Origin of the sequence: Posidoniimonas polymericola (genome assembly GCF_007859935.1) — a bacterium.
Classification (GTDB): Bacteria; Planctomycetota; Planctomycetia; order Pirellulales; family Lacipirellulaceae; genus Posidoniimonas; species Posidoniimonas polymericola.
On the sequence record NZ_SJPO01000002.1, the window covers coordinates 544,241 to 566,859 of the forward strand.

14 protein-coding genes are annotated in these 22,619 nt (G+C 66.5%); 5 read left to right on the forward strand and 9 right to left on the reverse strand.

From position 1 onward, the window contains the following. Position 1 precedes the first annotated feature (1 nt). Positions 2-1,474, reverse strand: a complete 1,473-nt coding sequence (locus tag Pla123a_RS06035; protein WP_197527722.1) for a sodium:solute symporter family transporter — start codon at positions 1,472-1,474, stop codon at positions 2-4. Between the two features lie 214 nt (positions 1,475-1,688). Here Pla123a_RS06035 and Pla123a_RS06040 point away from each other — a divergent pair, with 214 nt between their 5' ends. The 5 genes from Pla123a_RS06040 to Pla123a_RS06060 all read left to right on the forward strand — a co-directional run bounded on the left by Pla123a_RS06040 (position 1,689) and on the right by Pla123a_RS06060 (position 8,408). Then, the gene (locus Pla123a_RS06040; RefSeq protein ID WP_197527723.1) at positions 1,689-2,615 is read left to right on the forward strand and encodes a BadF/BadG/BcrA/BcrD ATPase family protein; all 927 of its coding nucleotides are present in this window, start codon (positions 1,689-1,691) and stop codon (positions 2,613-2,615) included. Between the two features lie 207 nt (positions 2,616-2,822). Next, on the forward strand, positions 2,823-4,070 hold the full coding sequence (locus tag Pla123a_RS06045; protein WP_146584879.1) for an AraC family transcriptional regulator: 1,248 nt from the start codon (positions 2,823-2,825) through the stop codon (positions 4,068-4,070). A gap of 171 nt (positions 4,071-4,241) precedes the next feature. Then, positions 4,242-5,291 carry a DUF1611 domain-containing protein gene (locus Pla123a_RS06050; RefSeq protein WP_231956340.1) on the forward strand — a complete coding sequence of 350 codons (1,050 nt, stop codon included), beginning with the start codon at positions 4,242-4,244 and terminating at the stop codon, positions 5,289-5,291. Then, positions 5,288-6,349, forward strand: coding sequence for a dipeptide epimerase (locus Pla123a_RS06055; protein WP_146584883.1), 1,062 nt, complete (start codon positions 5,288-5,290; stop codon positions 6,347-6,349). Before Pla123a_RS06050 ends, Pla123a_RS06055 begins: the two co-directional genes overlap by 4 nt. Before the next feature lie 55 nt (positions 6,350-6,404). Continuing rightward, positions 6,405-8,408 carry a serine hydrolase gene (locus Pla123a_RS06060; RefSeq protein WP_146584885.1) on the forward strand — a complete coding sequence of 668 codons (2,004 nt, stop codon included), beginning with the start codon at positions 6,405-6,407 and terminating at the stop codon, positions 8,406-8,408. Between the two features lie 22 nt (positions 8,409-8,430). Here Pla123a_RS06060 and Pla123a_RS06065 read toward each other — a convergent pair whose 3' ends face one another. The 8 genes from Pla123a_RS06065 to Pla123a_RS06100 form a co-directional block, all read right to left on the reverse strand. Further along, positions 8,431-9,981, reverse strand: coding sequence for a glycoside hydrolase family 3 N-terminal domain-containing protein (locus tag Pla123a_RS06065; protein ID WP_146584887.1), 1,551 nt, complete (start codon positions 9,979-9,981; stop codon positions 8,431-8,433). Between the two features lie 63 nt (positions 9,982-10,044). Beyond that, complete coding sequence (locus tag Pla123a_RS06070; protein WP_197527724.1) at positions 10,045-11,379, reverse strand: hypothetical protein; 1,335 nt, start codon at positions 11,377-11,379, stop codon at positions 10,045-10,047. Between the two features lie 38 nt (positions 11,380-11,417). Then, positions 11,418-12,869 (reverse strand): glycoside hydrolase family 10 protein, encoded by a 1,452-nt coding sequence (locus Pla123a_RS06075; RefSeq protein WP_197527725.1) that lies wholly within the window; start codon positions 12,867-12,869, stop codon positions 11,418-11,420. A 340-nt stretch (positions 12,870-13,209) separates the two neighbouring features. After that, a complete protein-coding gene (locus Pla123a_RS06080) occupies positions 13,210-13,977 on the reverse strand; it encodes a PEP-CTERM sorting domain-containing protein (RefSeq protein WP_146584891.1) in 768 nt (255 codons plus the stop codon). A 138-nt stretch (positions 13,978-14,115) separates the two neighbouring features. Beyond that, positions 14,116-15,735 carry a SpoIID/LytB domain-containing protein gene (locus tag Pla123a_RS06085; protein ID WP_146584893.1) on the reverse strand — a complete coding sequence of 540 codons (1,620 nt, stop codon included), beginning with the start codon at positions 15,733-15,735 and terminating at the stop codon, positions 14,116-14,118. Continuing rightward, a complete protein-coding gene (locus Pla123a_RS06090) occupies positions 15,732-16,889 on the reverse strand; it encodes a dockerin type I domain-containing protein (protein WP_146584896.1) in 1,158 nt (385 codons plus the stop codon). The genes Pla123a_RS06085 and Pla123a_RS06090 overlap by 4 nt, the downstream gene beginning before the upstream one ends. A gap of 202 nt (positions 16,890-17,091) precedes the next feature. Continuing rightward, positions 17,092-18,195: a DUF1559 family PulG-like putative transporter gene (locus Pla123a_RS06095; protein WP_197527726.1), complete on the reverse strand. Its 1,104-nt coding sequence runs from the start codon at positions 18,193-18,195 to the stop codon at positions 17,092-17,094. 465 nt (positions 18,196-18,660) lie between these two features. Beyond that, complete coding sequence (locus Pla123a_RS06100) at positions 18,661-22,056, reverse strand: golvesin C-terminal-like domain-containing protein (RefSeq protein WP_146584900.1); 3,396 nt, start codon at positions 22,054-22,056, stop codon at positions 18,661-18,663. Positions 22,057-22,619 lie beyond the last annotated feature (563 nt).

Consider the following 22,619-nt stretch of genomic DNA (forward strand, 5'->3'; position numbering starts at 1 on the left):
CTCAAGCGGTCTGCGTCCTCGGCGGCACGGCCAGGGAGATCAGGTAGCCGGTGAAGAAGGTTGTCGTGGCTCCAATCAGCGAGAACCATGGCCAGCTCACGTCGGCGGCAAACTTCGCGTAGCAGCAGGCCGCCAGCCCGCACGCGATGCCAATCAAGCCGGCGGTCTCGCTGGCGCGGCCCAGGGCGGCGCCAAGCAAGTAGATGCCCAGCACGAGCCCGGTCGAGAAGCCGGCGATCCCGAGCACTGCGCTGATTACCGTGCTGTCGGGGCTCAGGGCATAGTAGGCTCCGACGGCGACCACCGTCTGCACCGCGGCGAAGGCGAACGTAGCGACCTTTGCGCCCAGCAGCAGGCCGGCGTCACTCATGTCGGGGATCAGGCGTTTGCCCAGGTCGTTCACCAGCACGCCGGCCGAGGCGCTCAGCGAACTCGACAGCGTCGACATCGAGGCCGCCAGCACCGACGCGATCACCAGCCCGCGGAGGCCGATCCCGAGCCGGTGCACCACGAAGCCGATCAGCGCCTGATCCCCCTTCGCGATCTCGTACCCGAGGGCGCCTTGCGAGTGCCAGTAGGCCAGCGCGATGCCGATCGCCAGGAACAGCAGGAACTGCAACGCCACGACGGGCCCGCTGAGGCCGACCGCCCAGCTCGCCTCACGGCGTGACCTAGAGCACAAGTAACGCTGGATCATCATGTGGTCGGCGCCGTGCGACGCCATCGTCAGCGTGGCGCCGCCGATCAGGCCGGACCAGAAGGTGATTGACTTCGTGAACAGCGAGGTGTCGAAGTCCAGCAGCCGCAGGCGGCCGGTCTCTTCGGCGAACTGCCACATGGCCTCCGAACCGCCGGGCGCGTCGCGGACCAGCAGCACCATCACCACCGCGGCGCCGATCATGTACATCGCGAACTGCAGGCAGTCGTTCAGCACGACCGACGCTACGCCCCCCACGCCGGAGTAGATGGCCGTGCAGACCGCCATCGCCACGACGCAGGTAGTGAAGTCGAAGCCGGTCGCCGCGTTGATCAGCCAACCCGTCAGCAGCAGCCGCAGCCCGTCGGCCAGGTTGCGCATCACCAGGAACAGCACCGACACCACGCTCCTCACGTTGGGGCCGAACGAGTTCTGCAGGATCTCGTACGCCGTGAGGTACGCGCCCGAGAAGAAGATCGGCATCACCAGCCAAGTCAGAATCAGGCGGCCAGCAATGTAGCCGAGGGTGAGCTGCAAGAAGGTCAGGTTGCCCCCCTCCACGAACGACGTGCCGGGCAGGCTCAGGAAGGTGACGGTGCTGGTCTCGGTGGCGACGATTGAAAACAGCAGCATCCACCAGGTGAGCTGACGACCGCCGACGAGAAACCCCTCGGCAGTCTTCGGCGCCCGCGACGCAAACAGGCCAATCGCCGTGCTGCCTATGAGGTAGCACACGATGATCACCCAGTCGATCAGCGGGATTGTCGAGGAAGGCAAACGGCTACGACCCGGCAGGGCCGACATCTCGGGGAGGGGCAGGCGGCAAGAGCGAGCACGGCAGCGGCGTAGCACGGCCGACTCCGAGCCCCGCCTTACTGCGGAATATAATCTTGGTATTTTGAACAATCCACCGTACGGACGACGCGCATCATTCTCTTACATTTGCGCACCCCCGTCCGTGCCCCACGTGACCCCATCGGCGCCCACCAAAGTGAACGACCAATCACCGCTGCTGTTGGGAGTCGATGCGGGGGGGACCAAGTCACGGGCGCTGCTCGCGACCGCAGGCCCGGGCGATCGGTACTGCATCCTAGGAGTCGGCGAAGCGGGGCCTGGCAACCCAATGAGCCATGGTCTGCCAAACGCCGCTCGTTCGATCGTCGAGGCGATGCGCGCTGCGGTGGACGGACTCAACCGGCAGGTCGAGGTTGCCGTGGTTGCCGCGGCGGGGGCCGCCGATGACACGCTCCGGCTCGCCCTGCAGAAAACACTCGCAGCTGCAGGGATTGCCAAGATCTGCAGGGTTGTCCCCGACTACGAGCCGTTCTTTTCTCTGGCCAAGCCGCCAGTGGTGGGAGTCATCTCGGGGACCGGCTCGGTGGCGTTCAGCCGAGCCGGCGACCACGACGTCTTGCGGGTCGGTGGCTGGGGCTACCTGCTGGGCGATGAAGGCAGCGGCTATGCGATTGGCCGTCGTGCGTTGCAGCAGACGCTCGGCGAGATTGAGGCCGACCGGCCGCGGTCTGCCGTCGCGGTGGCCTGCTGCAGCACGCTCGACGCCGACAGCCGGGCCGGGCTCTTGGCAGCGGTTTACCAGGCTGCCGACCAGCGGTCGCGGATTGCGAGCATCGCACGGGGGGTGATTGGCCTGGCCCCGCAAGACGCTGACGCCTCGGCCTTGCTCTGCGAAGAGGCCACATCGCTGAGCAAAGTGGTCGGCCGAGCGGTCAACGGAGCCAAGTTCGCCGCTGGGGGGTACACGCTGAGCCTCGGAGGCGGAGTGCTGGCCGGCAGCCAATTCTTCCGCAATGCCCTCTGTGATTGCCTGGCGAGCGACGGACTGACGCCCGCCCGTATAATTGTTGTGCGCGATCCCGCGATTGGCTGTGTCGCCGCAGCGCACGCGTCCGTGTGCTAATCTGCGCTAGAACGCGAGACTCAGCGACGATTGTCTTCGGTTTGCTGCGCATCGGCGCACGTCGAGGCTCGGTTCTCGGCGCCCAGAAAAGGGCAACTGGAGATGTTGAGCATCGTTTCGCGCATGGATTTGTGCCGTCGTTTGAGTTAGGATGCATTGACAGCTGGATGTCTTCGTTGGTCGTAACACCAATGGACTAAAAGTCTTATGGATTCTGCTAAGAGCCAGAACGCCTCCGAGTCCAACGGCGAACCGTCGCGATCGCCGACGATGTTCAGGAACATGCAGCGCGTCGCCGTGCTGATCGAGACCGATACCTCGTCGGGCTGCGCAGTGATTCGCGGCATCGCCGACTACGCCGAGCGCCATGGCGGCTGGCACCTGCTGCTCGACCCCCGCGACCACGAGCACCGCTCGGCACTGCCAGATGGGTGGACGGGGCACGGCATTATTGCCCGGCTCAGCAGTCGCCAGCAGATCGACCAGGTTCGCGCCAGCGGCGCGCCGGTGGTCAATGTCGATGACATCTACGAGGACCTGGCCGAGTTCCCGATGGTGATCACGGACGAGGCAGCGCTGGCGGAGCAGTCGCTCACGCACCTGCTCGACCGAGGGTTCCAGCAGTTCGGCTACTTTGCCCCGCCGAGCACGCAGTACTCCAAGAAGCGCGGCCAGGCGTTCGTCAAAGCGGTCGAGGAGCACGGTTACGTCTGCCGCGAGTACAAGCCGGGCTACCGCCCTGGCCGCAAGATTGGCTGGGTAGAGCAGCAGCGTCGCGTCTCGCGGTGGCTGGCCTCGCTGCCACAGCCGATCGCCATCCTGGCGATCGACGCCGCCCACGGCCGTCAGCTCGCCGAGATCTGCCACCTGAACGCGTTCCGCGTGCCGGACGACATCGCGATCCTGGCGGGCGACCCCAACGACGTGTTCTGCGAGGTCTCGACCCCGCCGCTCTCGCATGTGAAGGTCGCGAGTGAGAAGATCGGCTTCACCGCCGCCGAGATGCTCGATTCACTGATCTCGGGCGGCCAGCCGCCCGAATCGGCCAAGCGTATTTCCCCGCACGGCATAGCCGCGCGGCAGTCAACCGACCTGTTGGCCATCGACGACCCGATGATTGTCGACGCGCTGCGGTTCATCCGGGCGCACGCCCACCGCGGGATTGCGGTGGTTGATATCCTTCGGGAGATCCCGATCTCGCGTCGGGGCCTGGAGATCCAGTTCCGCAACTACCTGGGCCGCTCGCCCGCCAAGGAGATTCGGCGGGTGCAACTGGAGCGGGGGCGGGAGCTGCTGGCGAAGCGGGAGCTGTCGATCAGCGAGGTCGCCCACGCGTGCGGTTTCGCCAATGCCACCCGGTTTGGCGTGGCGTTCAAGAAGGAAGTGAACACGACCCCGCTGGCCTACCGGCGTGAATTGCTGGCCGGCCAGAAGGACCGCGACCCCGGTTATTGACGCCCTGCCCCGGGTGCGCTTTATCGTTACATTGCTGCGCTCGCGGGGCTTTAGTCCTCCCGGGGCGCAGATTACGATTCGCATGGGTCTCGCGCGGCTCATATTAGGCCGCGGCGGGGCTTTTCCGGCGCCACGGCGCCCTCCCCTCCCCCTTTGGCTTGCTAAATTCTCTTGGCCACCTCAGAAGAATCCATCGTCCTGCTGACGGACGGCGCGGCGTCGCTCCTTGCCGCCAAGACCGCGACGAGCATCCTCCGCTACCGCGGCGAGAATGTGGTCGCGGTGCTCGACCGCTCGCGGGCTGGTCAAACCACCGACCAGGCGTTCGGCGTCGGCGGCGACACGCCGATTGTCGCCGCGCTGAGCGATGTGCCAGACGCCACCACCCTCACGATCGGTATCGCCCCCCCGGGTGGCCGTGTTCCGGAGGACTGGCGGGCGATCCTGATCGAGGCCGCCGGTCGCGGCATGAAGCTGGTCTCTGGTTTGCACGACTTCCTTTCGAACGACCCAGAGATCGCCGCAGCCGCCGAGAAGTCAGGCTCTGTAATTTACGACGTGCGTCGCAACAACGAACGCGACCTCGCCAAGGCCAAGGACCTCCGTGACGACTGCCTGCGGATCCTGACCGTTGGGCAGGACTGCTCGATCGGCAAGATGCTCACGGCGCTCGAGCTTATCAAGGGCCTCACCGCCCGCGACGTCGACGCCAAGTTCATCGCGACTGGCCAGACCGGCATCATGATCGAGGGCGACGGCTGCCCGGTTGACTGTGTGGTGTCGGACTTTGTGAACGGCGCGGTCGAGAAGCAGATCCTCGCCAACCAGCACCACGAGGTGCTGATCGTGGAAGGCCAGGCGACGATCTCTCACCCTGCGTATTCGTGCGTCTCCGCGGGTTTGCTCCACGGCTCGACCCCGCATGGGATGATCATGGTCTACGAAGTCGGCCGCGAGAACGTGCACGGCGTCGAGCATGTCCCGCTGCAGCCGCTGCCCAAACTGATCGAGGCCCACGAGATGCTCGCCGGTCTGCGGATGCCCTCCAAGGTAATCGGCATCGCGATGAACAGCCGCCGCGTAAGTGAAGAGGAAGCGGCCGTTGAGCGGGAGCGGATGCGGGGCGAACTCGGCCTGCCAATCGCCGACCCGCTCCGCCACGGCGTCGACGAACTGGTCGACGCGATCGAGAAACTCCGTGCCGAGGTGAAGTCGCGATGACCAAACTGCTCACCCGCGGATTCGACCTCCCGCTGAAGCACGTCTTCCGCATCTCGCGCAGCGCGGTCTCGGTGCAGCCGACCATGATCGTGCAGGCCGAACACGAAGGCCGTTACGGCTACGGCGAGGCGACCGAGAACGACTACTACGAAGCGACTATCGAGAACATCACGGCGATGGTCGCCAAGGCCCAGCCGCTGCTCGACGACTGGACGCCCGAGGACCCTGCCGAGCTGCTCCGCCGCGTCGGCGCCGAGATCGGCTTCGACGGCAGCGCCGACGGCGGCGTCCGCGGCTCGTCGTTCGCATTGTGCGCGCTCGACTGCGCCCTGCACGACCTGTGGGGCAAGATCGCCGGCAAGCCGGTCGGCGAACTGTGGGGGCTCGACCAGTCCCAGGGGCCCAACTCGAACTTCACTATCGGCATCGACACCATCCCCGTGATGGTCGAGAAGCTCGCCGAGGAGCCCGGCTGGCCGGTCTACAAAATCAAGCTCGGCACGCCCGAGGACATCGAGATCATCCGCGAGCTCCGCCGCCACACCGACGCCCGCTTCCGCGTCGACGCGAACTGCGGCTGGACGCCGGAGAAGACGGTCGAGCTGTCGGGCGAGCTTAAGGAGCTGGGGGTCGAGTTCATCGAACAACCGCTGCCGGCCGACAACCGCGAGGGCATGAAGAAGGTGTACGCCGAGTCCGCCCTGCCGGTCATCGCCGACGAGAGCTGCGTCTGCGAGGCGGACGTCGCGCGGTGCGCCGGGTTGTTCCACGGCGTGAACGTGAAACTCGTGAAGTGCGGCGGCCTGGCGCCGGCCCGGCGGATGCTGGCCGAGGCGCGCGGGCTCGGCATGAAGACCATGGTCGGCTGCATGACCGAGTCGTCGGTCGGCATCTCGGCGATCGCCCAACTGCTGCCGCTCTTGGACTACGTCGACATGGACGGCGCCGTGCTGATCGCCAAGGACATCGCGACCGGCGCGCGGCTCGAGAAGGGGCGTTGTGAGCTTCCCTCCCTGCCCGGGTTGGGCACGGAGCTGCTCGACGGCCCTCTGCAATAGCCCGCCGAGCGGGCGCCCATGCACTGAAGCCCATCCCCTGAAGAAGGTTCGATTGATGAAGGCATCCCTCCGCGCAGCAATCCTCCCCGTGGCGGCGGCCATGCTCTTGCTCAGCCGCGGGCAAGCGGCCGCGGCCGACTTTAATTCGTCTCTGGTGGACCTCCTCGAGAGCCACCGGGGCACGGTCTCCGCAGCGGCCAAGCACCTCCCCTCGGGCGAGGAGTTCAGCTTCCAGGCAGACCGACCGATGCCTACCGCGAGCCTGATCAAGCTGCCGATCCTGGCGACCGCCTACCACGCCGCGGCAGAGGGAAAGGTCGACCTCGACGCGATGGTCACGCTCAAGGAGGAGGACAAGGTCCCCGGCTCGGGCGTGCTGACGGCCAACTTCTCGGCCGGGCTCAAGATGCCGCTGCACGACGCGATCCGGCTGATGATCGCGTTCTCGGACAACACCGCGACCAACCTCGTAATCGATCAAATCGGGCTGCCGGCCACCAACGAGTACATGGACCAGCTCGGCCTGAACAACACCCGGCTGCACGCAAAGGTGTTCCGCCGCGACACGTCGATCGCCCCTGAGCGGAGTAGGGAGTTCGGCCTCGGCAGCACCTCGGCCAGCGAGATGCTCAAGCTGCTCGAGCAGATTGAACGTGGTGAGCTGATCAGCAAACAGGCGAGCAAGTCGATCTACGAGCACCTGCTGGCATGCGAGTCGCGGAGCAAGGTCCCCCGCTACCTGCCCGAGGAAACCCGGGTCGCGCACAAAACCGGCTCGGTCTCGGCCGTGCGGTGCGACGCCGGCATCATCGAGTCGCCCAAGGGGCCCATCGCCTTCTGTATCCTCACCGGCGACAACGAGGACCACAGCTGGGGCGACGAGAACGAGGCCGAGCTGCTGGCCGCCGAATTCGGCAAGGCGATCTACGCGCACTGGGGCCTCGACGAGGACGCCGCGACCGCGGTGGTCGCCCGGGTGCTCAAGGTCGGCGCCGACGGCGAGCTGGTCGAGTCGCTGCAGCGGATGCTCAACGCGCGCCTGAAGCCGTCGCCCGATCTAGGGGTCGACGGCGACTTCGGCCCCAACACCGAACGCGCGGTGATCAAGTTCCAGAAACAGGCAGGCGTCGAGGCGACCGGCGAGGTCGGACCCGACACTTGGCGGGCGCTCGGACCGCTGCTGACCGAGGACCAGCCGACCCCCGACCCGGCGGTGGTGATGTCGAAGGTCCGCAAGAAGCGTGCGGCAGACAAGCTAACCGGCCCCCCGGTGGTGACCTGCAAGGCGTACGCGATCGCCGACGCCAAGATCGGCGAGGTGCTGTGGGGCTACAACGACTCGCTGCAGCGCGACCCGGCCAGCGTCACCAAGATTATGACCGCCTACCTGGTTTGCCAGCTGGCCGAAGAGGACCCGGCTGTGCTTGAAGAGGTGCTGACCTTCTCCGAACGGGCCGACAATACTTCCGGCTCGACCTCCGACCTCAACGCCGGTGAGCGGGTCAAGGTCGGCGACGCCCTGTACGGCCTGATGCTCCCTTCGGGCAACGACATGTCGGTCGCCCTGGCCGAGCACTTCGGCAAGCGGCTGGCCGAAGACGAGGGGACGGCGCCGTACGACGCCTTCATCGCGGCGATGAATCAGGCGGCCGCCGATCTTGGCATGTCGGGGACAGGCTACCGGAACCCCCACGGGCTGACCGCCGACGGGCACCACACCACCGCCGCGGATATGGTCAAGCTGGCCCGCGCGGCGCTCGCCCTGCCAAAGTTCCGCGAAGTGGTGAAGACCCCACTGTACGCGATCACGGTCGACTCGGTCGACGGTTATCAACGCAACGTGGTGTGGAAGAACACCGACCAGCTGCTCGGCATCGAGGGCTTCTACGGCGTGAAGACCGGCACCACCGGACCGGCCGGCGCGTGCCTGGTTTCGGCGGGCAAGCGGGGCGACTCGGACCTGATCGTCGTGGTGCTCGGCTCGACATCGGGCGACGCGCGGTACGTCGATGCTCGCAACCTGTACCGCTGGGCGTGGGCCCAACTGCTGGCTGAGTAGCCCGACAAGCGGTCCCGCGGCGCTAGGCGCCGCCGCACAACTTCCTCGCCAGCGCCTGCTGCGACGCCGGCACGTCGCTGAAGGTGCAGAGCTTCGGGCGGTCGGCCGGGAAGTCGGCGAGGATTGTCGGCACGCCGAGCGACGCGACAATCGTCTTGGTGTCCGCCGCCAGCCGCTCGGCGAGCCGACGTTGATCGTCGGTCATGCCGAAGGCGTGCCACGCGGCCGGTTTGGCAATAACTGCTAGCAGCACCTGATCGCTGTCGGCCGCAGCGGCCACCGCGGCGTCGGCCGCTACCTGGTCGATCTCCGGGCCGAACTCGAAGTATTGGGCGCCGGGCAAGAGCTGACCGATGGCGTCCGCCAAGGGCTGCTTGGCCGGGTCGGTCGGCAGGTTGAACGGCTTGGTCAGCACCACGGTCGTCGACTTCTTAGGGTCGAGCGTTGGCGGCGGGCCATCACCGAAGATGCGGATGGCGCCCTCGGCGGCCGCGGCGGCAAACACGCGGTTGGCGTCACGCTGCTCGGCGCCGATCTCGGGAGAGAACGGCGTCACGCCGGCGACCCGTTCCTTAAGCCGCATCACGCGTCCGAGCGCCTCGTCGACGCGTTCGAGCGGCAGGTCGCCTCGTTCGACCATGGCGGACATCTCGCGGACGGTCGCGACCGGGTGGGCCAGGTCGAGCAGCAGGTCGACGCCGGCCGTCAGGGCGGCGGCGGCCATCTCGGCCTCGCTCTCGTACCGACCGGTCGCGCCGGCCATCAGTAGGCTGTCGGAGCAGACCGCGCCCTCGAAACCGAGCTCGCCGCGGAGAAGGTCCGTCAGGATCGCCTTGGAGAACGTAGCCGGCTCGCCCGAGGGGTCGAGCGCCGGGTAGCAGACGTGGGCCGACATGATCAGCGGCACGCCCGCGGCAATCGCCGCACGGAACGGCACGAGCTCCTGCCGGTGGAGCACCTCCGCCGGATGGTCGACCGAGGGGAGCTCGGCGTGCGAGTCCTGGCTGGTGTCGCCGTGGCCGGGGAAGTGCTTGGCGGCGGCGAGCGCGCCGGCCGAGTTCATCGCGTCGACCACGGTTGCGACCAACTCGGCGACCGCGGCGGGTTCCTCGCCGTACGCGCGGGTGGCGATGATTGGGTTCTTTGGGTTCGTGTTGGCGTCGGCGACCGGGGCGAACAGGATCTGCACGCCGGCCTGCAGCGCCTCCTCGGCGGTGATCTCGATCGCCCGCCGCAGGTCGGCCTGCGTCTGCTCGCCGAGCTCCGCGAACGCCCTGGCGTGCGGGAACACGGTCAGCCCCGCCAGTTGCTGCCCGGCGCCACGCTCGAGGTCTGCCGAGACCAACAGCGGCGTCTTCACCTTTGCCTGCAGCCGTCCGAGCGACGCCCGGACCTCGGGCCAGACGCCGTTGAACAGCAGCAGTCCGCCGACCGGGCAATCTTCGAGCAGCGCGGCGACGCGCTCTTCGTCGTCCGAAGCAGTGACGATGGGCGGCAGGTTGGAGCCCATGCGGACAAAGACCAGCTGGGCGATTTTCTCTTCGAGCGATAGCTGCTCGACGGTGGTAGTCACGGCGGTTGCTCGGTGGGCTGAGTGGGGGTGTTCGGCGCCCAGGCGAGGGCCGCCGAGTTGGGGCTAGTCGTCGAGTGTACGGCGGGCGAGCTCGGTCATCACAAAGCTCGGCACGGTCGCGATGAGGATCCACCAGAAGAAGCCGACGTACCCGCTCTGTTCCTGCACCTGGCCGGAGATCATGCCGGGCAGCATGATGCCGAGCGCCATGAAGCCGGTGCAGAGCGCGTAGTGGGCGGTCTGGTGAGGCCCTTTTGCAATCTTCAGCATGTACATCAGGTAGGCGGCGAAGCCAAAGCCGTAGCCGAACTGCTCGACCGAAACCGCCAGGCCGACCAGCCACATGCTCTCCGGCTGCGTGGTCGCCAGCACCAGGTACAGCAGGTTCGGCGCGTTGATCGCCAGTGCCATCGGCAGGAACCAACGCTTGAGTCCGTGCTTGGCAATCGCAAAGCCGCCGAGGATCCCGCCCAGCGTCAGGCAGGCGAGGCCGAACGTGCCGTAGATCACGGCGACGCTCTCCTCACTCAAATGCAGCCCGCCAGCGGCCCGCTCGTCGAACATAAACGGCTGGGCGATCCGTCCCAGCTGCGCCTCGGAGAACCTGTAGAGCAGCAGGAAGCCGATGGCAATCACCATGCCCGGCTTCTCGAAGAACGAGACCACCGTGCTGACGAGTTCGTCCAATAGATTCGCAACGCCGGCGCCGTCGTCGCGGGTCTTGACCTGTGGAGGGAGACTCCACGCGTGGTACGCCGCCAGCACTACATACACTGCCGCGGCGAGGCCGAAGGTCCACGCCCAAGCCTGCGCCGCGGGCAGGCGGTCGCTCAGGATGCCGGCGGTCGCCAGCAGCACCGCCGAGACGAAGAACTTGGCGCCGCGGTAGAACGTGCTGCGGATGCCTACGAACCACGCCTGGCTCTTCTCGGGCAGCGCCGACATGTAGTAGCCGTCGGCGGCGATGTCGTGTGTCGCGGAGCCAATCGCCAGAATCCACAAGAAGCAGAGCGAGGCAAAGAAGAACCCGGCGGTCGGCAGAACGAGGGCGACCCCCAGGAAGCCGGCGGCCAGCGCGACCTGGGTCCCGATGATCCAGCGGCGCTGCGTGCCGAGCACGTCGACTAGCGGGCTCCAAAGCGGCTTGAGCACCCACGGCAGGTACAGCATGCTGGTGTAGAACGCCATCTCGCTGTTGCCGATCCCGAGCAGCACGTACATCGATCCGGCCAGGGTCATCACGACCTCGTTCGGCACGCCCTCGGCGAAGTAGAGCGTTGGGATCCACCACCACGCGCGGCCGGCGCCCTCGGGCGGCGATGCCCCGCGCGGCGTCTCGTCCGCGGCAGGGGGCAGAGGAGCCAATTCCTCGGCGTCGGTTGTCGTCGGGTCCGCCATCAGGTTCCTGTGATTCGGCTGCTGGTTCGGCTGCTCGTTCAGGGCGCCGCCACGCGAGCCGGCTCGCTGCGGCGTCCGTACCGGTCGATCGCGGTCACGAAGGCCTCGCCGGCCGACTCGTCGGCTTTGTCGGCCGCGCCCGGCAGCAGTCGCGTGGTCCAGCCCTCCGTGGTGTGGGTTTGCACCGCGTACAGCCAAACATCATCGACGTTTGTCGAGTTGATCACCAGCCGGCCCTCCTCGCGGCGGACGATTGGCCTAGCTGGGGGGGCGGACTCGGTCAGCCAACCGCACACCGGCGGCAGCGCCGGCTCGGCGTAGGGGCCGTCGGCCAACGCGTCCGCGACGCCGTCGTAGTTCTTGGCGAGCGCCTTCATGCTGAAATGCACGTTGCCGCCCGCGTGCGCGAACGCCTGGGTCAGCCGCACCTGCTGCACGATCTCCGCGGCGGACCAGCCGTCGCCTTCCGGTTTGGAACGGACCTTCGAGGTGAACAGGCCGGGCCAGATCGGGCGGCCGTGGGGGTTTTGCCGGGTCCACCACTCGAGCAGGATTGGGTAGCTCTGGCCGCTAGAACGCACCGGCCAGTAGAGCTGCGGGGTGAAGTAGTCGACCCAGCCCTCCTCGAGCCACAGCTTCGAGTCGGCGTACAGCTTCTCGTACGCGTCGAACCCAACCACCGACTCTGGGTGGCCGGGCCGCCAGATACCAAACGGGCTGATGCCGAACAACACGTGGGGCTTCTCGGCCTTGATCGCTTGATAGACCCGCTCGACAAACTGGTTAATGCTCTGCCGCCGCCAGTCGTCACGGCTCAGGCGGTCGCCACTGGGAGTCGAGGCGACGTATTTTTCCCAGCTGCGGTCGTCGGGGAACGGGACCTCGGCGTCTTGGCCATCGTCGGCCTTGGCGGTGATCGGGTAGGGGTAGAAGTAGTCGTCGAAGTGCACGCCATCGATGTCGTAGCGGCGGACGACGTCCATGATCACGTCGAGCGAATGCCGCGACGCGTCGTCGTCGCTCGGGTCGAGCCACTGGTAGGCGCCGTACTCGACGACCGAGCCCGGCAGGCGGCGGCTGATGTGGTCTGCAGAGAGCTCTCCCTTGTAGCTCGGGTGCGACGCCCGGTACGGGTTGAACCAGGCGTGCAGCTGCAGCCCACGGCGGTGCGCCTCGCGGACGGCGAACTCGAGCGGGTCGTAGCCGGGGCTCGTCGCCTGGCCCATGACGCCCGTCAGGTAGGGCGACCACGGCTCCAGTTCCGACGAATAAAACGCGTCGCACGCCGGGCGGACCTGCAGCACGATGGCGTTCAGGTTCAGCTCAACCGCCTTGTCGAGCAGGCCGAGCAGCTCCCGCTGCTGATCCTCGGTCGACAGGCCGGGCTTGCTGGGCCAGTCGATGTTGGCGACCGTGGCGATCCATGCGGCGCGGAACTCGCTCTGCAGTTCCGGCGGGCCGTCGGCGCCCGCACGAGTTGCGCCGCACATGAGTAGGCAGGCGGCGAAGAAACGAAGCGGTCTTGCGTACGATTGGTAGCGTTCCATAGCCTCTACAATACCCGCTGCGGGCTTCGAGCGGGCGGGGGGAATGCGTAATTTCGCCTCGCCGATGCGCAGCGGCCTTGGCCGACCGTGCGCCCGCTGCTGGTCGATGTGAGGAGTGCGTTGGGGCGCAAAAAAAGCGTCTTGGCTTCCTGCCAAGACGCTGTGTCGATGCCCAACTTTCTATCCGCCCGGTCCCCGGACGGAGTCGCTCGTGGGCCCGGCTCTTCCCACTGTTCCACCTGTGGTAAGACTAGCCACCTCTGCCACGGCTAGAATTCGCTCCTTAACGGCGGCGGCGTACGCCCACCAGACCGATGACCGACAACAGACCCATCGCGAGCGAAGCGGGCTCAGGGACCAGCTCCAGCGAGATGTTGTCAAAGTTTGCGCCGCCGCCGGCCGAGCCCAAATCGGACGGGCCGCCGAGGCGGATGATGTCGAAGCCGAGGTCGTTCGGGGCAATGGGCACGGACGCGGTCGCGTTGATCGTGCCGTCGGAGTTGAGGTCGAGCATGAAGTCAATGTTCGTGGCAGTCACTTCGGCGGTAAAGCGGTGCCAGCCCTCGACAGGCTCGTTCTCGATCGCCGCGCCGCCGTCGTCAACCAGGCCGCTGAAGGCCACCCAGCTCGGGTCGCCCGGGCCAAAGAGGATCGCGCGGTAGGCGTAATGGTTGGGCGAGTTGTACATGCCCATTTCGATGATGTTGGCGCCCGCTGCTTCACGCAGGCCGGCGGAGGTCCGCTTGTTAGCGGAGGCGCCGTCGTCGTAGATGTCGGCGGAGAACACGAGCTTCTCGCCGGGCCCTGGGGCGATCTCGGCGAAGCTGAGAGAGTTGGTGTTGGCGCCGCTGAACGAGGCGCCCGTTCCCGGATGGTAGAGCGACTGTGAGGGGTTGCCCAGCACGGTGTCGAGCGTGCCGTCCCCGAGCGACCAGACACCGCCGAGGGCGGTTGTGTCGGCGTAGGAATCGAAGTCCTCGTCCACGATGACGGCGCCGTTGGCGTAGCAGGCCGGCAGCAACATCGCTGCCATGCAGAGGATTTTCTTCATGAGCTCAATCTCCAGTTGAATCTGCGTCTAGGTAAACGTTGCTAGGTGGCCTCTCGCCGCTCCGGTGCGGGTCCTATGGTGCTAACTCCCAATGTAAACAAGACGGCACGAATCACGTCTCGTCTTTGCGCACAACTGTCAGGACTTCACGCATCTCGCTCGCCGCCCAATCCAGCGGCACAACGCAACCCCAAGGAGGCCCGCCAAGCTGCTCGGTTCTGGGGCTGAGTCCGACTGAGGCGACACAGCCGCGCCGCTGTCGTAGTTGTTGCGCCAAATCGCAAGGTCGAGTTCGTCGACCACGCCGTCATCGTTGCCGTCGGCGGCGATCCTGCCGCCGACCGCGCCGTTGAGGCTGCGCCAGGTCGTGTAGTCGGCGGCGTCGACCACGCCGTCGCGGTTGTAGTCGCCCGAGAACCGCGGCTCGAACTCGGCAGAAGGATCCCAGAACACCGTGTCGAGGTAGACCTGGGCGTCCGACGAGCCCTTGATCTGGATCGAGTCGACCGTGACCAAATCGCCGTCCACGACGCCGTTGCCGCCGGACCAGGCGTCCCAGTCTTCGTCCCGATCGATGAACCAACGGTACTGACGCCACTGGTTGTCGGCAATCACTTCCTTGAACACGCCCCGCTCGCCCGTGTCGGGATCGTCCAACGCGATCGAGACCGTCAGGCCCGGGTCGTCGGTCTTGAGCCAGAAGCCGACCGCGCCGTCGGCCTCGAACCTCAGGTTGGCCACGCCGGCGGCCACGTTCTGCGAGCCGCCGAAGTCGCTGAACCGGGCCGCGGAGACGTGCCGCAGCAGGAACTCCTCGCCGGAAGACTCGTCGTAGGTGATGTCGATCAACTGCGAGTGGGTCCCCTCGTGGGCCGTGTCGGCCGACCGCTCGGCCGTGCTGCCGGCGATATTGGCGGTCGTGCTGCCGGAGTAGGTCGGGTCGCGGTTGAAGTAGCCCTCGTGCCCCTGGTAGGTGCGTCGCGAGCGGTCGGCGTAGTTATCGAAGCTGGTCAGCACCTTCCGGCCGTAGGTCACCGACGTGCCGGCTGTGCTCGCCGTGCGGAGCTGGATGTCGGCGCCGTAGTAGTACTTCAGGATGTCGACATACGACACACTGTTGTCCGACAAGAAGTCGGCGCCGTTCTGGCTCTTGGCGCCGCGGTTGGGCCAGTTGGGGTTGGTCCGCGTTCCCTGAAAGCCGAGCGGGGTGCCGGTGTTCGTCCCGCCCGACAGGCCGTTCTCGTACGGGTAGGTGACCCACTTCTGGGTATTGGTCGGGTCGGAGTCGCCCGCGTTCGGTACGGCGCTCGGGTTGGCGGGATCGAACGGACCGGTGGGAATAGCGCCCGCCACGTAGAAGGCCGCGATCAGGACGTCGCCGCCGCCGAAGTTCTCGATGGAGAGGATCTCGCCCTCGGTGTCACGGGCGGCGGCGTAGTGGATCGCCTGGGGCGACCCCGAGCAGCTGTAGACCTGGTCGACCGTGCCGTCGGCGATGGATCCGGAGCGGTCCATCTTGTAGTAGGCGTAAGTCCGGGCGGCCACCGCCTGGGCCTTGAGCGCCTCGTAACTGGCGCCGCCGTTCTCACAGAGCACGCAGTTAGGGACGTAATCCGTGTCGGTCGGCACACTGCCCGAGCCGATGACGTTGATGTTGGGCAACGCGGTGAACTGGGCGACCGCGACCGCAGAAAAAAGCGTCGCCGCCATGACGGCGGCGACGCGTGCTAGTTGCCTAACTGCCGCAGACAAGCTCATGCCACGCGGCTCCGGCGGGCGCCGGTCAGGACAGTGGCGAGCACGCCAGCGATCAAACCGAGTGCAGTCGGCTCGGGGGCAGCCGTCGCGGCCGTAATGGTAGAGCCGTCCGACCCGTAGTTGCTGACCCAGACATTGTAATCACCGGTGTTGATGGTGCCGTCGCCGTTGCCGTCGGCGCCCTCGCCGGGCGTAACGTTCTGGTTGAACGTGTCACGCCAGACGGTGTAGTCGGCGGCGTCGACAAGGCCATCCCCGTTGTAGTCGCCGGTGAGTCCGCCGCCCGTCTCCACGTCGACCAGGGTGAGGCTGATATTGTCAAACACCACGCCGCCGCCGGCGGAGGTCACGCCGGACGGGCCGCCGATCCGCAGGTTGTTGTAGCCGTTGGCGGTAGTCACGATGTCGAACGTCTGCGAGTAGTCGACGCCGGCCGACTCGGTGGCGTTGTTGATGCCGTCGCGGTACAGGTCCATCGTGATGGTGATGTCGGACGGCGTGATGATGGCCGAGTAGCGGTGCCAGGCCTCGCCGATGTCGCCGGGGCCAACGATGCCGTCGCCCTCGAGTTCTTCGTCGGGGATGACGTCGAGCGACGGGTCGAGCTCGATGGGCACCCAGCCGCCGGTGTAGCCGGTCGCGCCGCCCGGGAACAGCACCATGCGGGCGCCGTAGCTCGGGTTGTCGACGACGGTGCCGTCGGTCAGGCTGAACGAGTTCCAGAAGCCGAGCTCGATGATATTCTCGGTGCCGATAACATCGCTGTACCGCAGGCCGATCGACATCCGCTTGTTGCCCGCGGCTTCGGTGTCGAAGATGTCGCCCGACAAGACTAAGCTCTGCGACTCGGTCGGGACGACGGCGTTGCCGGCGGCGCCGCTGGTGCCCAGCGGCATCGTGTACTGGTTCACCGATCCGCCCAGGTGGTCGACGCCCTTCGTGCCGCCAAGACCATCGCCCGGGTAGGCATTCGGGTTGATCGTGCCGTCGTCGAGGATTCCGTCGTCCGAGGTGTTGCTGGACGCCCACACCGCATAGAGGTCGGCGTCGGTGGCGTAAGACTCGAAATTCTCGTTGACGATCACGGTGTCCGCGAGCAGCGTCCCCGTGATGCAAAGGGTCAGGGCTAAGGAGGTTAGGTAGCGGGCGGTCATGGTGAACTCCGTCGGGAAGGTGTCAACCGGTGTCGGGGATGCGTGCGACAGGGGGACCGAGGGGCCGCCACACCGCACTCTCTAAGCTGATTGGAAACGCAAGGAATTACCACTGGCTTTAGCGCACGTGTTTCGCGCTCGTCGGTGACTCGGCACGTGGCTCGTCTCGGTTCGACGCGTCGCAAGGGTTGGAGCCGGCAGTCTAGCCGCGGCCCCGTTTAACGATGCGGGTTAAATCATCGGCGCGGACCGCCTGGGCGCGGTGGGCTTCCTTCTCGATGTCGTAGTTGATGGTGTGCACCGAGCCATCGCAGAAGGTCATGTTCAGGCCGCCCGAGTGGGCGCTCCCAAACGCGAACACGTTGCCCCACCCGTCGACGTCCGTGTCCTGACGAGGCTGGTACTCCTCGGGATTACTCGGGCGGTAGGCGTCGGGCGCCCAGGCAACACGGTGGTTGTCCCACTCGAAGCCGACGAACGCCGACTGGTTGTCGCTGTACCGCTGATAGGAATCCGTGGCGTTCTTGACGCCGTCGTAGATGATCGGCGACATGAACTTCTCGCCGAACAAGTAGGTCTTGCTGAGGCCATCGACAATCTTGGCAGGCTTGATCTCGCTGCGGTAGTGGATAACGCCGGTCTGGAAGTAGTCGCCCTTGGTTGGGTCGTTGGTCTTCGTCCAGCTCGTCGAGCCGGAATCTGCCTGGGCGTAGTTGTTTGGCTGCCAGAACGTCGCCCCAATGCTGGTTGAGGCGAAGTGCCGTGAGTCGCCACTGTTCGCGGCGTAGTCTGACTTAGGCACCGCGACTAAGTCCTTGACCCAGACCTGCTCCTTGATCGATCCCCAGTCGACCGGGTAGCCGATCGCCGGCCGCCGCGAGGGGCAGCTAAACACGTCGATCGGCGTGGAGTTCATAATCTTCGACGCCTGCTCGTAGGCCGCGGTGTCCGAGCCAAGGCCCTGCAGCAGGTTCTGCAGGTTGCTCTCCTCCAAGTACGACAAAAGGCTGAAGCACCAACTGCCGGGCTGCTTCTTGCCGAATCCGCGGTTCACATCGCCGACGTACCACTGGCCCCAACCGCCGCTGGGGAAGTATCCGTGGGTGTCTTCGTGCAGCAGGGCCGCCAGGCCGAGCTGCTTGAGTTGATTCTTGCACTGGGCGCGGCGGGCCGCTTCGCGGGCCGCCTGAACCGCCGGCAGCAGCAGGGCGATCAACACCCCGATAATGGCGATCACTACCAGCAGTTCCACAAGAGTGAAGCCGCGACTCGGGTAGCGTTGGGGGCGTTGAGCAGACAACGTCATAGCGATCCTTTTGGCTCTCGTCCGCGGCCGGGTTGGGTCCGCGTGAATATCTTTGTTCCGAATCAGTCCGGGGCCACGCCCCAGGAACAACAATCCCATCTCCGATGACTCTGACCGCCTGTGGTCAAGGCCTCGTCTCCACGGCGGCGGAACCCGGCCAGGCCAATCCACGCCGTCTCTGCGAGCCCGCGCAGCTACTCCCTGCACAGAGAACCAGTGCAGGGGGAGAGGCGGTTCACATCTCTCTAGAGTACCGACGGGCGGCATCAAAACTGCGGAGTTAAATGTCATCTTTGCGCAGGCCTGCAGCGGCTGAACTGCGGCCGAGAGAGCTGCTCGCAGGGGACGCTGCAACGCCCAACTTCTAGCGTCGCAGGCCGAGCAGAATCCGTCGAATAGTTTGTCGCCCCTGCTGCGGTACGCCGTGGTGCGTAGTGCCGCAGGCAGGCCGCGCGGTCGACCGCGCTAGCGGCGTCGCTGGGACACGCCAGGACGCCACTCGGACCCGTCTTCCGACTGCCATTCAGGCTGGGCGAAGGCCCCGTCCGTTGTGCTGACAGACGCTCCGTGGGCCACCCGATCGATCGATTGCCGTGAGGAATCGCCGCCCCGGCCGATGCGGTCGAAGTACAGCGCGAGCGCCTGCGTCCGCTGGTCCACGTCTGCCGGGGTCGTGCTGTTGTCGGTCGGTGAGTGGCGCGGGCGCTCAATACTCACCACGCTGCCGGGGCTCGGCGCCGCCATTACCAGCAGGTCGGTCATCGCGGCAGGCTCGACCGCGGTTTCAATGGCAGGCTCGGCAGCCGAGGCCGCAAGCGGCGTCGAGAGTGGCGCCGTGATGGGCGTCGCGGCGGCTAGGGAAATGGTCCCGTACTGATCCCGCCAGAGCTGCCCGTCGGCGGCGTCAACTTGGCCATCAAAGTTGCCGTCGGCGCCGTAGCCCTGTGGCACGCTCTGCCCCTTCAGCGAGCGGTACACCGTGTAGTCGGCCGCGTCGACCAGCCCGTCGTGGTTGAAGTCGCCCGACTCAATGCCCTTGCCGGTCAGCACGACGCGGACCGCGTCGGCGACGAGTAGCGAACCGGTCGACCCAGCGCTGGTAGACGCGTTGAGCGTGACGGTGAGGTCGCCCGGTGCGACCTCGAGCGTGGTGAGCAGCACCCACTCTAGGTCGTTGCCCGCCTGGTTGACGAACTTGTTGACGGTCTGTCCACCTGCGGTCACTTGGAATCGGGCGGCGCCGCTGCGGTCTGGCCCGGCCGGGAACTGGACGTAGACCTCGGCGGTTCCGGCGATCGGCAGCGTGGTGTTCCAGTTTGCCTGGCCCTGCCCACCAACCGTGTTGGTCTGGTACCCGCCGCCCGCGTAGCCGCCGGTAGCGTTGTCCACCCACGTGCCGGTGGTGGTGAAGTAGGGCGCCGCGGCGTCGTTGTCGAGGATCTGCTCGATCACGACGTTTGGCACGAAGTCGCCGTTGAAGAACTCGAAGACCCGTTGCATCACGTCGGCGCGATCGGACGCATGGGTGATGGTCTCGAACGGGAAGGCGAGCATGACGAGCCGCTGATCGCCGTCGGAGTACTGCAGGCCCGCCGCGCCGGCGCCATTGGCGTAGTTGAGCGCGGCCGACGCGCCGCCGGTCGGGGTAAGCACGTCGGGCGAGTTGACGTCGTAGAACTGGTCGCCGTCGTCGAACGACAGGCTCAGGCCGTCGAAGATCGATCCGCTTGCTCCCGCCGCCGAGTACGTCCCGGCGTCGTCCGACACGTAGTCGGCCATCAGCGTCTGGTTGTAGAAGTCCCGCCCGTTGTTGAGGGCGTCGAGGTCCCAGCCGATCTCCGAGCCCGACACAAACAGCTTGCCGCCCCCCGACAGGTAGGCGGCGACCGCGCTCTGCTCGCTGGCGTCGAACGTGTGGTCGGCCGACGATTCCTCGCCCAGGATCCAGAAGACCGAGTCGTAGTCGGCAAGGTCGACCGTCCCGTTGGCCACCAGCTCGTTGGCGGCGGTGTCGACAGACGTGCCGGGCGCGGCGGCCTGGATGGCCGAGGCCATCTGCACGGCGTAGTCGAACGAGTTGCTCTGCCTCGGACGGACCCGCTCGAGCGAGCCGCCCGAGACGTACTGCTGGGTCGGGTTCTGCGAGCGGTCCAGGCGGTCGAACCCGTTGACAATCAGCACCCGCGGCTGGCTCGCCACGGGGGTTGCGGCGACCACCTCGCTGCCGGGCGACTGCCCCGCCGCGTTGTTGGCCGCGACCTTAAAGTAGTACGTCTGGGAGGGGTCGAGCCCGGCGATGACGAGCGAGGTAGCGCCGGCGCCGGCGACGTAGCGTCCCCCGTCAAAACCGTACCCGTTGGCCGAGGCGTACACCGTGAAGCCCGCCGCGGCGTCGCCGGCGTAGCTGTTGGCGGCGCCCGCCGACCAGTGGACCACGACCTCGCCGGAGGCCTGGGTCTCGACCCAGACCTGCTCTGGCTGGGACGGGGCGTCCTGGTTGGGGGTGGCGCCGGAATCGACCGAGTTGAAGTAGTCGACGATCCCCTGGTAGGTCGCCCGGGCGATGGCGTCACGCACCTTGGGGTCCCGCATCAGCTCGGCGTCGAGCTGGTTGTCGTGGAACGCGGTCTCGACGATGGTGGCGTCGAACTCGTCGTTGATGTAGGTGTTGTTGATCTCGCCGTAGTTGAATGAAGCTTGGTAGGTCAGGCTGGTGCGGTTGGCCCACGCGTGCTCGAAGCCGGCGTCCTGCGCCACCAGGTCGTTGTTGACCTGTGTGGCCAGAGCCTGGGCGAGGAAGAGCTGGTTCGGGGTGTCGCCGCCGCTGCTGGTGTTGTGCAGCCCGACCACGCCGCGGCCGCCACCGGCGTTGGAGTGGAAACTGACGAACAGCCGGTCCGACAGCACGCCGTCCTGCGAGCGGTTCATGTACGCCGCGTAGCGTGGCGAAGCGCTGACCGTCGCGCTGCGGTCTTCTGAAGAACTACGGTAGGTCGAATCGGAGACCCCCTGCGAGTGGTCGACGTGCCACTGGATCCAGTACAGGGCGGCCTCGTCCTCGCGGTCGAATCCCGACACGCCGCCGCCGCGGTCGATGTCGCCCACGCCGTTGCCGAAGCGGATCATGTCCGCGATCACCACGCGATCCAACTCACTCGACTCGTTGCTGATCTCGACGTAGCCGTCGGTCCCGGCCTCGAAGTAGTAGGTCCCCAGGTAGACCGTGCCGTTGCCGACCTGGCGGTGGTTGACGGTCACCTCGGTGACGCCGCCGCTGTGCTTGACCTTGTACAGCTGGTCCGCGGCGCGGTCGGAACCGTAGCGGGTCCACGAGTACACCGGGTAGAAGCCCGGCTCGGGGATGTTGGGCTGGTAGCGCGCGGTCGCGGTTTCGGTCGCGGAGGTCGACGCGTACCGGTACGGCACGTCGCCGGCGTCGCCGAAGTAGACCGAGGCCGAGCTGTCTGACCACGCGCCGGTGTAGGTGACGCTGACGTCGTCGTTGTCGAGCACGACCTCGTTCGACTGGTGGCCGATCGGCCGCAGCGCGGCCACGGTCGCGCCGGCGTCGAACAGGTAGTCCGCCAGCATCGACATCTGGTCCTGGTTGCCAAAGTCCTCGACCATGCCGAGCAGCAGCGGACGCTGCGAGGTCCAGGAGCCGTTGCCCAGGTTGTCGGCCGTGTACCCGTGGCCGCCGTGGAGGTAGACGATTTTGCCGTCGAGCGAGCCGGACGGCTGCGTCCCGACCTCGACGAGCCCGGCCGCCGACAGGGGCAGCCGCGCCTCGAGCGGCTCGATCCGCAGCTCCCGCCCGCCCCGTTGGGTCGGACGCCCGCCGCGGTGATCTCGAATTTTCATGGGTATGTTTTTCTGTTCCAAGCAAGCGTAGTGGCGCGTCCGCCAGCCGCCGGGCGCTCTAGGTTACCCGCCCGGGGGGTGGCGTGCGGATGCCCGCGGTGACTAAGCTCGAGTCAAGCGGGCTGTCACGCCGATGGCCGTCGACTTCTCGCCGTCCCAATAGCAGCCACCCAATAGCAGCCACCCAGCAGCAGCCACCCCGTGACGGCCGAACTGGGGCGGCCGATCCGCGGCGGCCTATCGCGGTTTCAGGTCGCTTGAACCTGCCGCCGTGATGGCAAGTTGAGCTAGCCCGACCTTCCCTGACACAACTACTTTCAAACCGCCCAGCGCGATGCAATTCAGCCTAATCGGGCGGTTTGGGTGTGGAGGAGAAATCCTGCCGCTTATCCGGATGTTATTCCCCGCCAGCATGCGCAGCCAACAAAGGGCAGCGCAGTTCTATCTCACATTCGCGCATCTGATCTGGGAGCCCTCGTAGTCTCCATATAGGATCGTTGGTACCGACGTAGAGCGCTGCTCCCGCCCGCCGCGACCCCCCCCACTCGTCGCTTTTTAGAACC

Bases quoted from the DNA above. Each gene is read 5' to 3' on its own strand.
- Pla123a_RS06055 (WP_146584883.1), top strand. From the start codon at position 5,288: ATGACCAAACTGCTCACCCGCGGATTCGACCTCCCGCTGAAGCACGTC.
- Pla123a_RS06080 (WP_146584891.1), bottom strand. From the start codon at position 13,977: ATGAAGAAAATCCTCTGCATGGCAGCGATGTTGCTGCCGGCCTGCTAC.
- Pla123a_RS06045 (WP_146584879.1), top strand. From the start codon at position 2,823: ATGGATTCTGCTAAGAGCCAGAACGCCTCCGAGTCCAACGGCGAACCG.
- Pla123a_RS06085 (WP_146584893.1), bottom strand. From the start codon at position 15,735: ATGAGCTTGTCTGCGGCAGTTAGGCAACTAGCACGCGTCGCCGCCGTC.
- Pla123a_RS06095 (WP_197527726.1), bottom strand. From the start codon at position 18,195: ATGACGTTGTCTGCTCAACGCCCCCAACGCTACCCGAGTCGCGGCTTC.
- Pla123a_RS06060 (WP_146584885.1), top strand. From the start codon at position 6,405: ATGAAGGCATCCCTCCGCGCAGCAATCCTCCCCGTGGCGGCGGCCATG.
- Pla123a_RS06070 (WP_197527724.1), bottom strand. From the start codon at position 11,379: ATGGCGGACCCGACGACAACCGACGCCGAGGAATTGGCTCCTCTGCCC.
- Pla123a_RS06100 (WP_146584900.1), bottom strand. From the start codon at position 22,056: ATGAAAATTCGAGATCACCGCGGCGGGCGTCCGACCCAACGGGGCGGG.
- Pla123a_RS06075 (WP_197527725.1), bottom strand. From the start codon at position 12,869: ATGTGCGGCGCAACTCGTGCGGGCGCCGACGGCCCGCCGGAACTGCAG.
- Pla123a_RS06090 (WP_146584896.1), bottom strand. From the start codon at position 16,889: ATGACCGCCCGCTACCTAACCTCCTTAGCCCTGACCCTTTGCATCACG.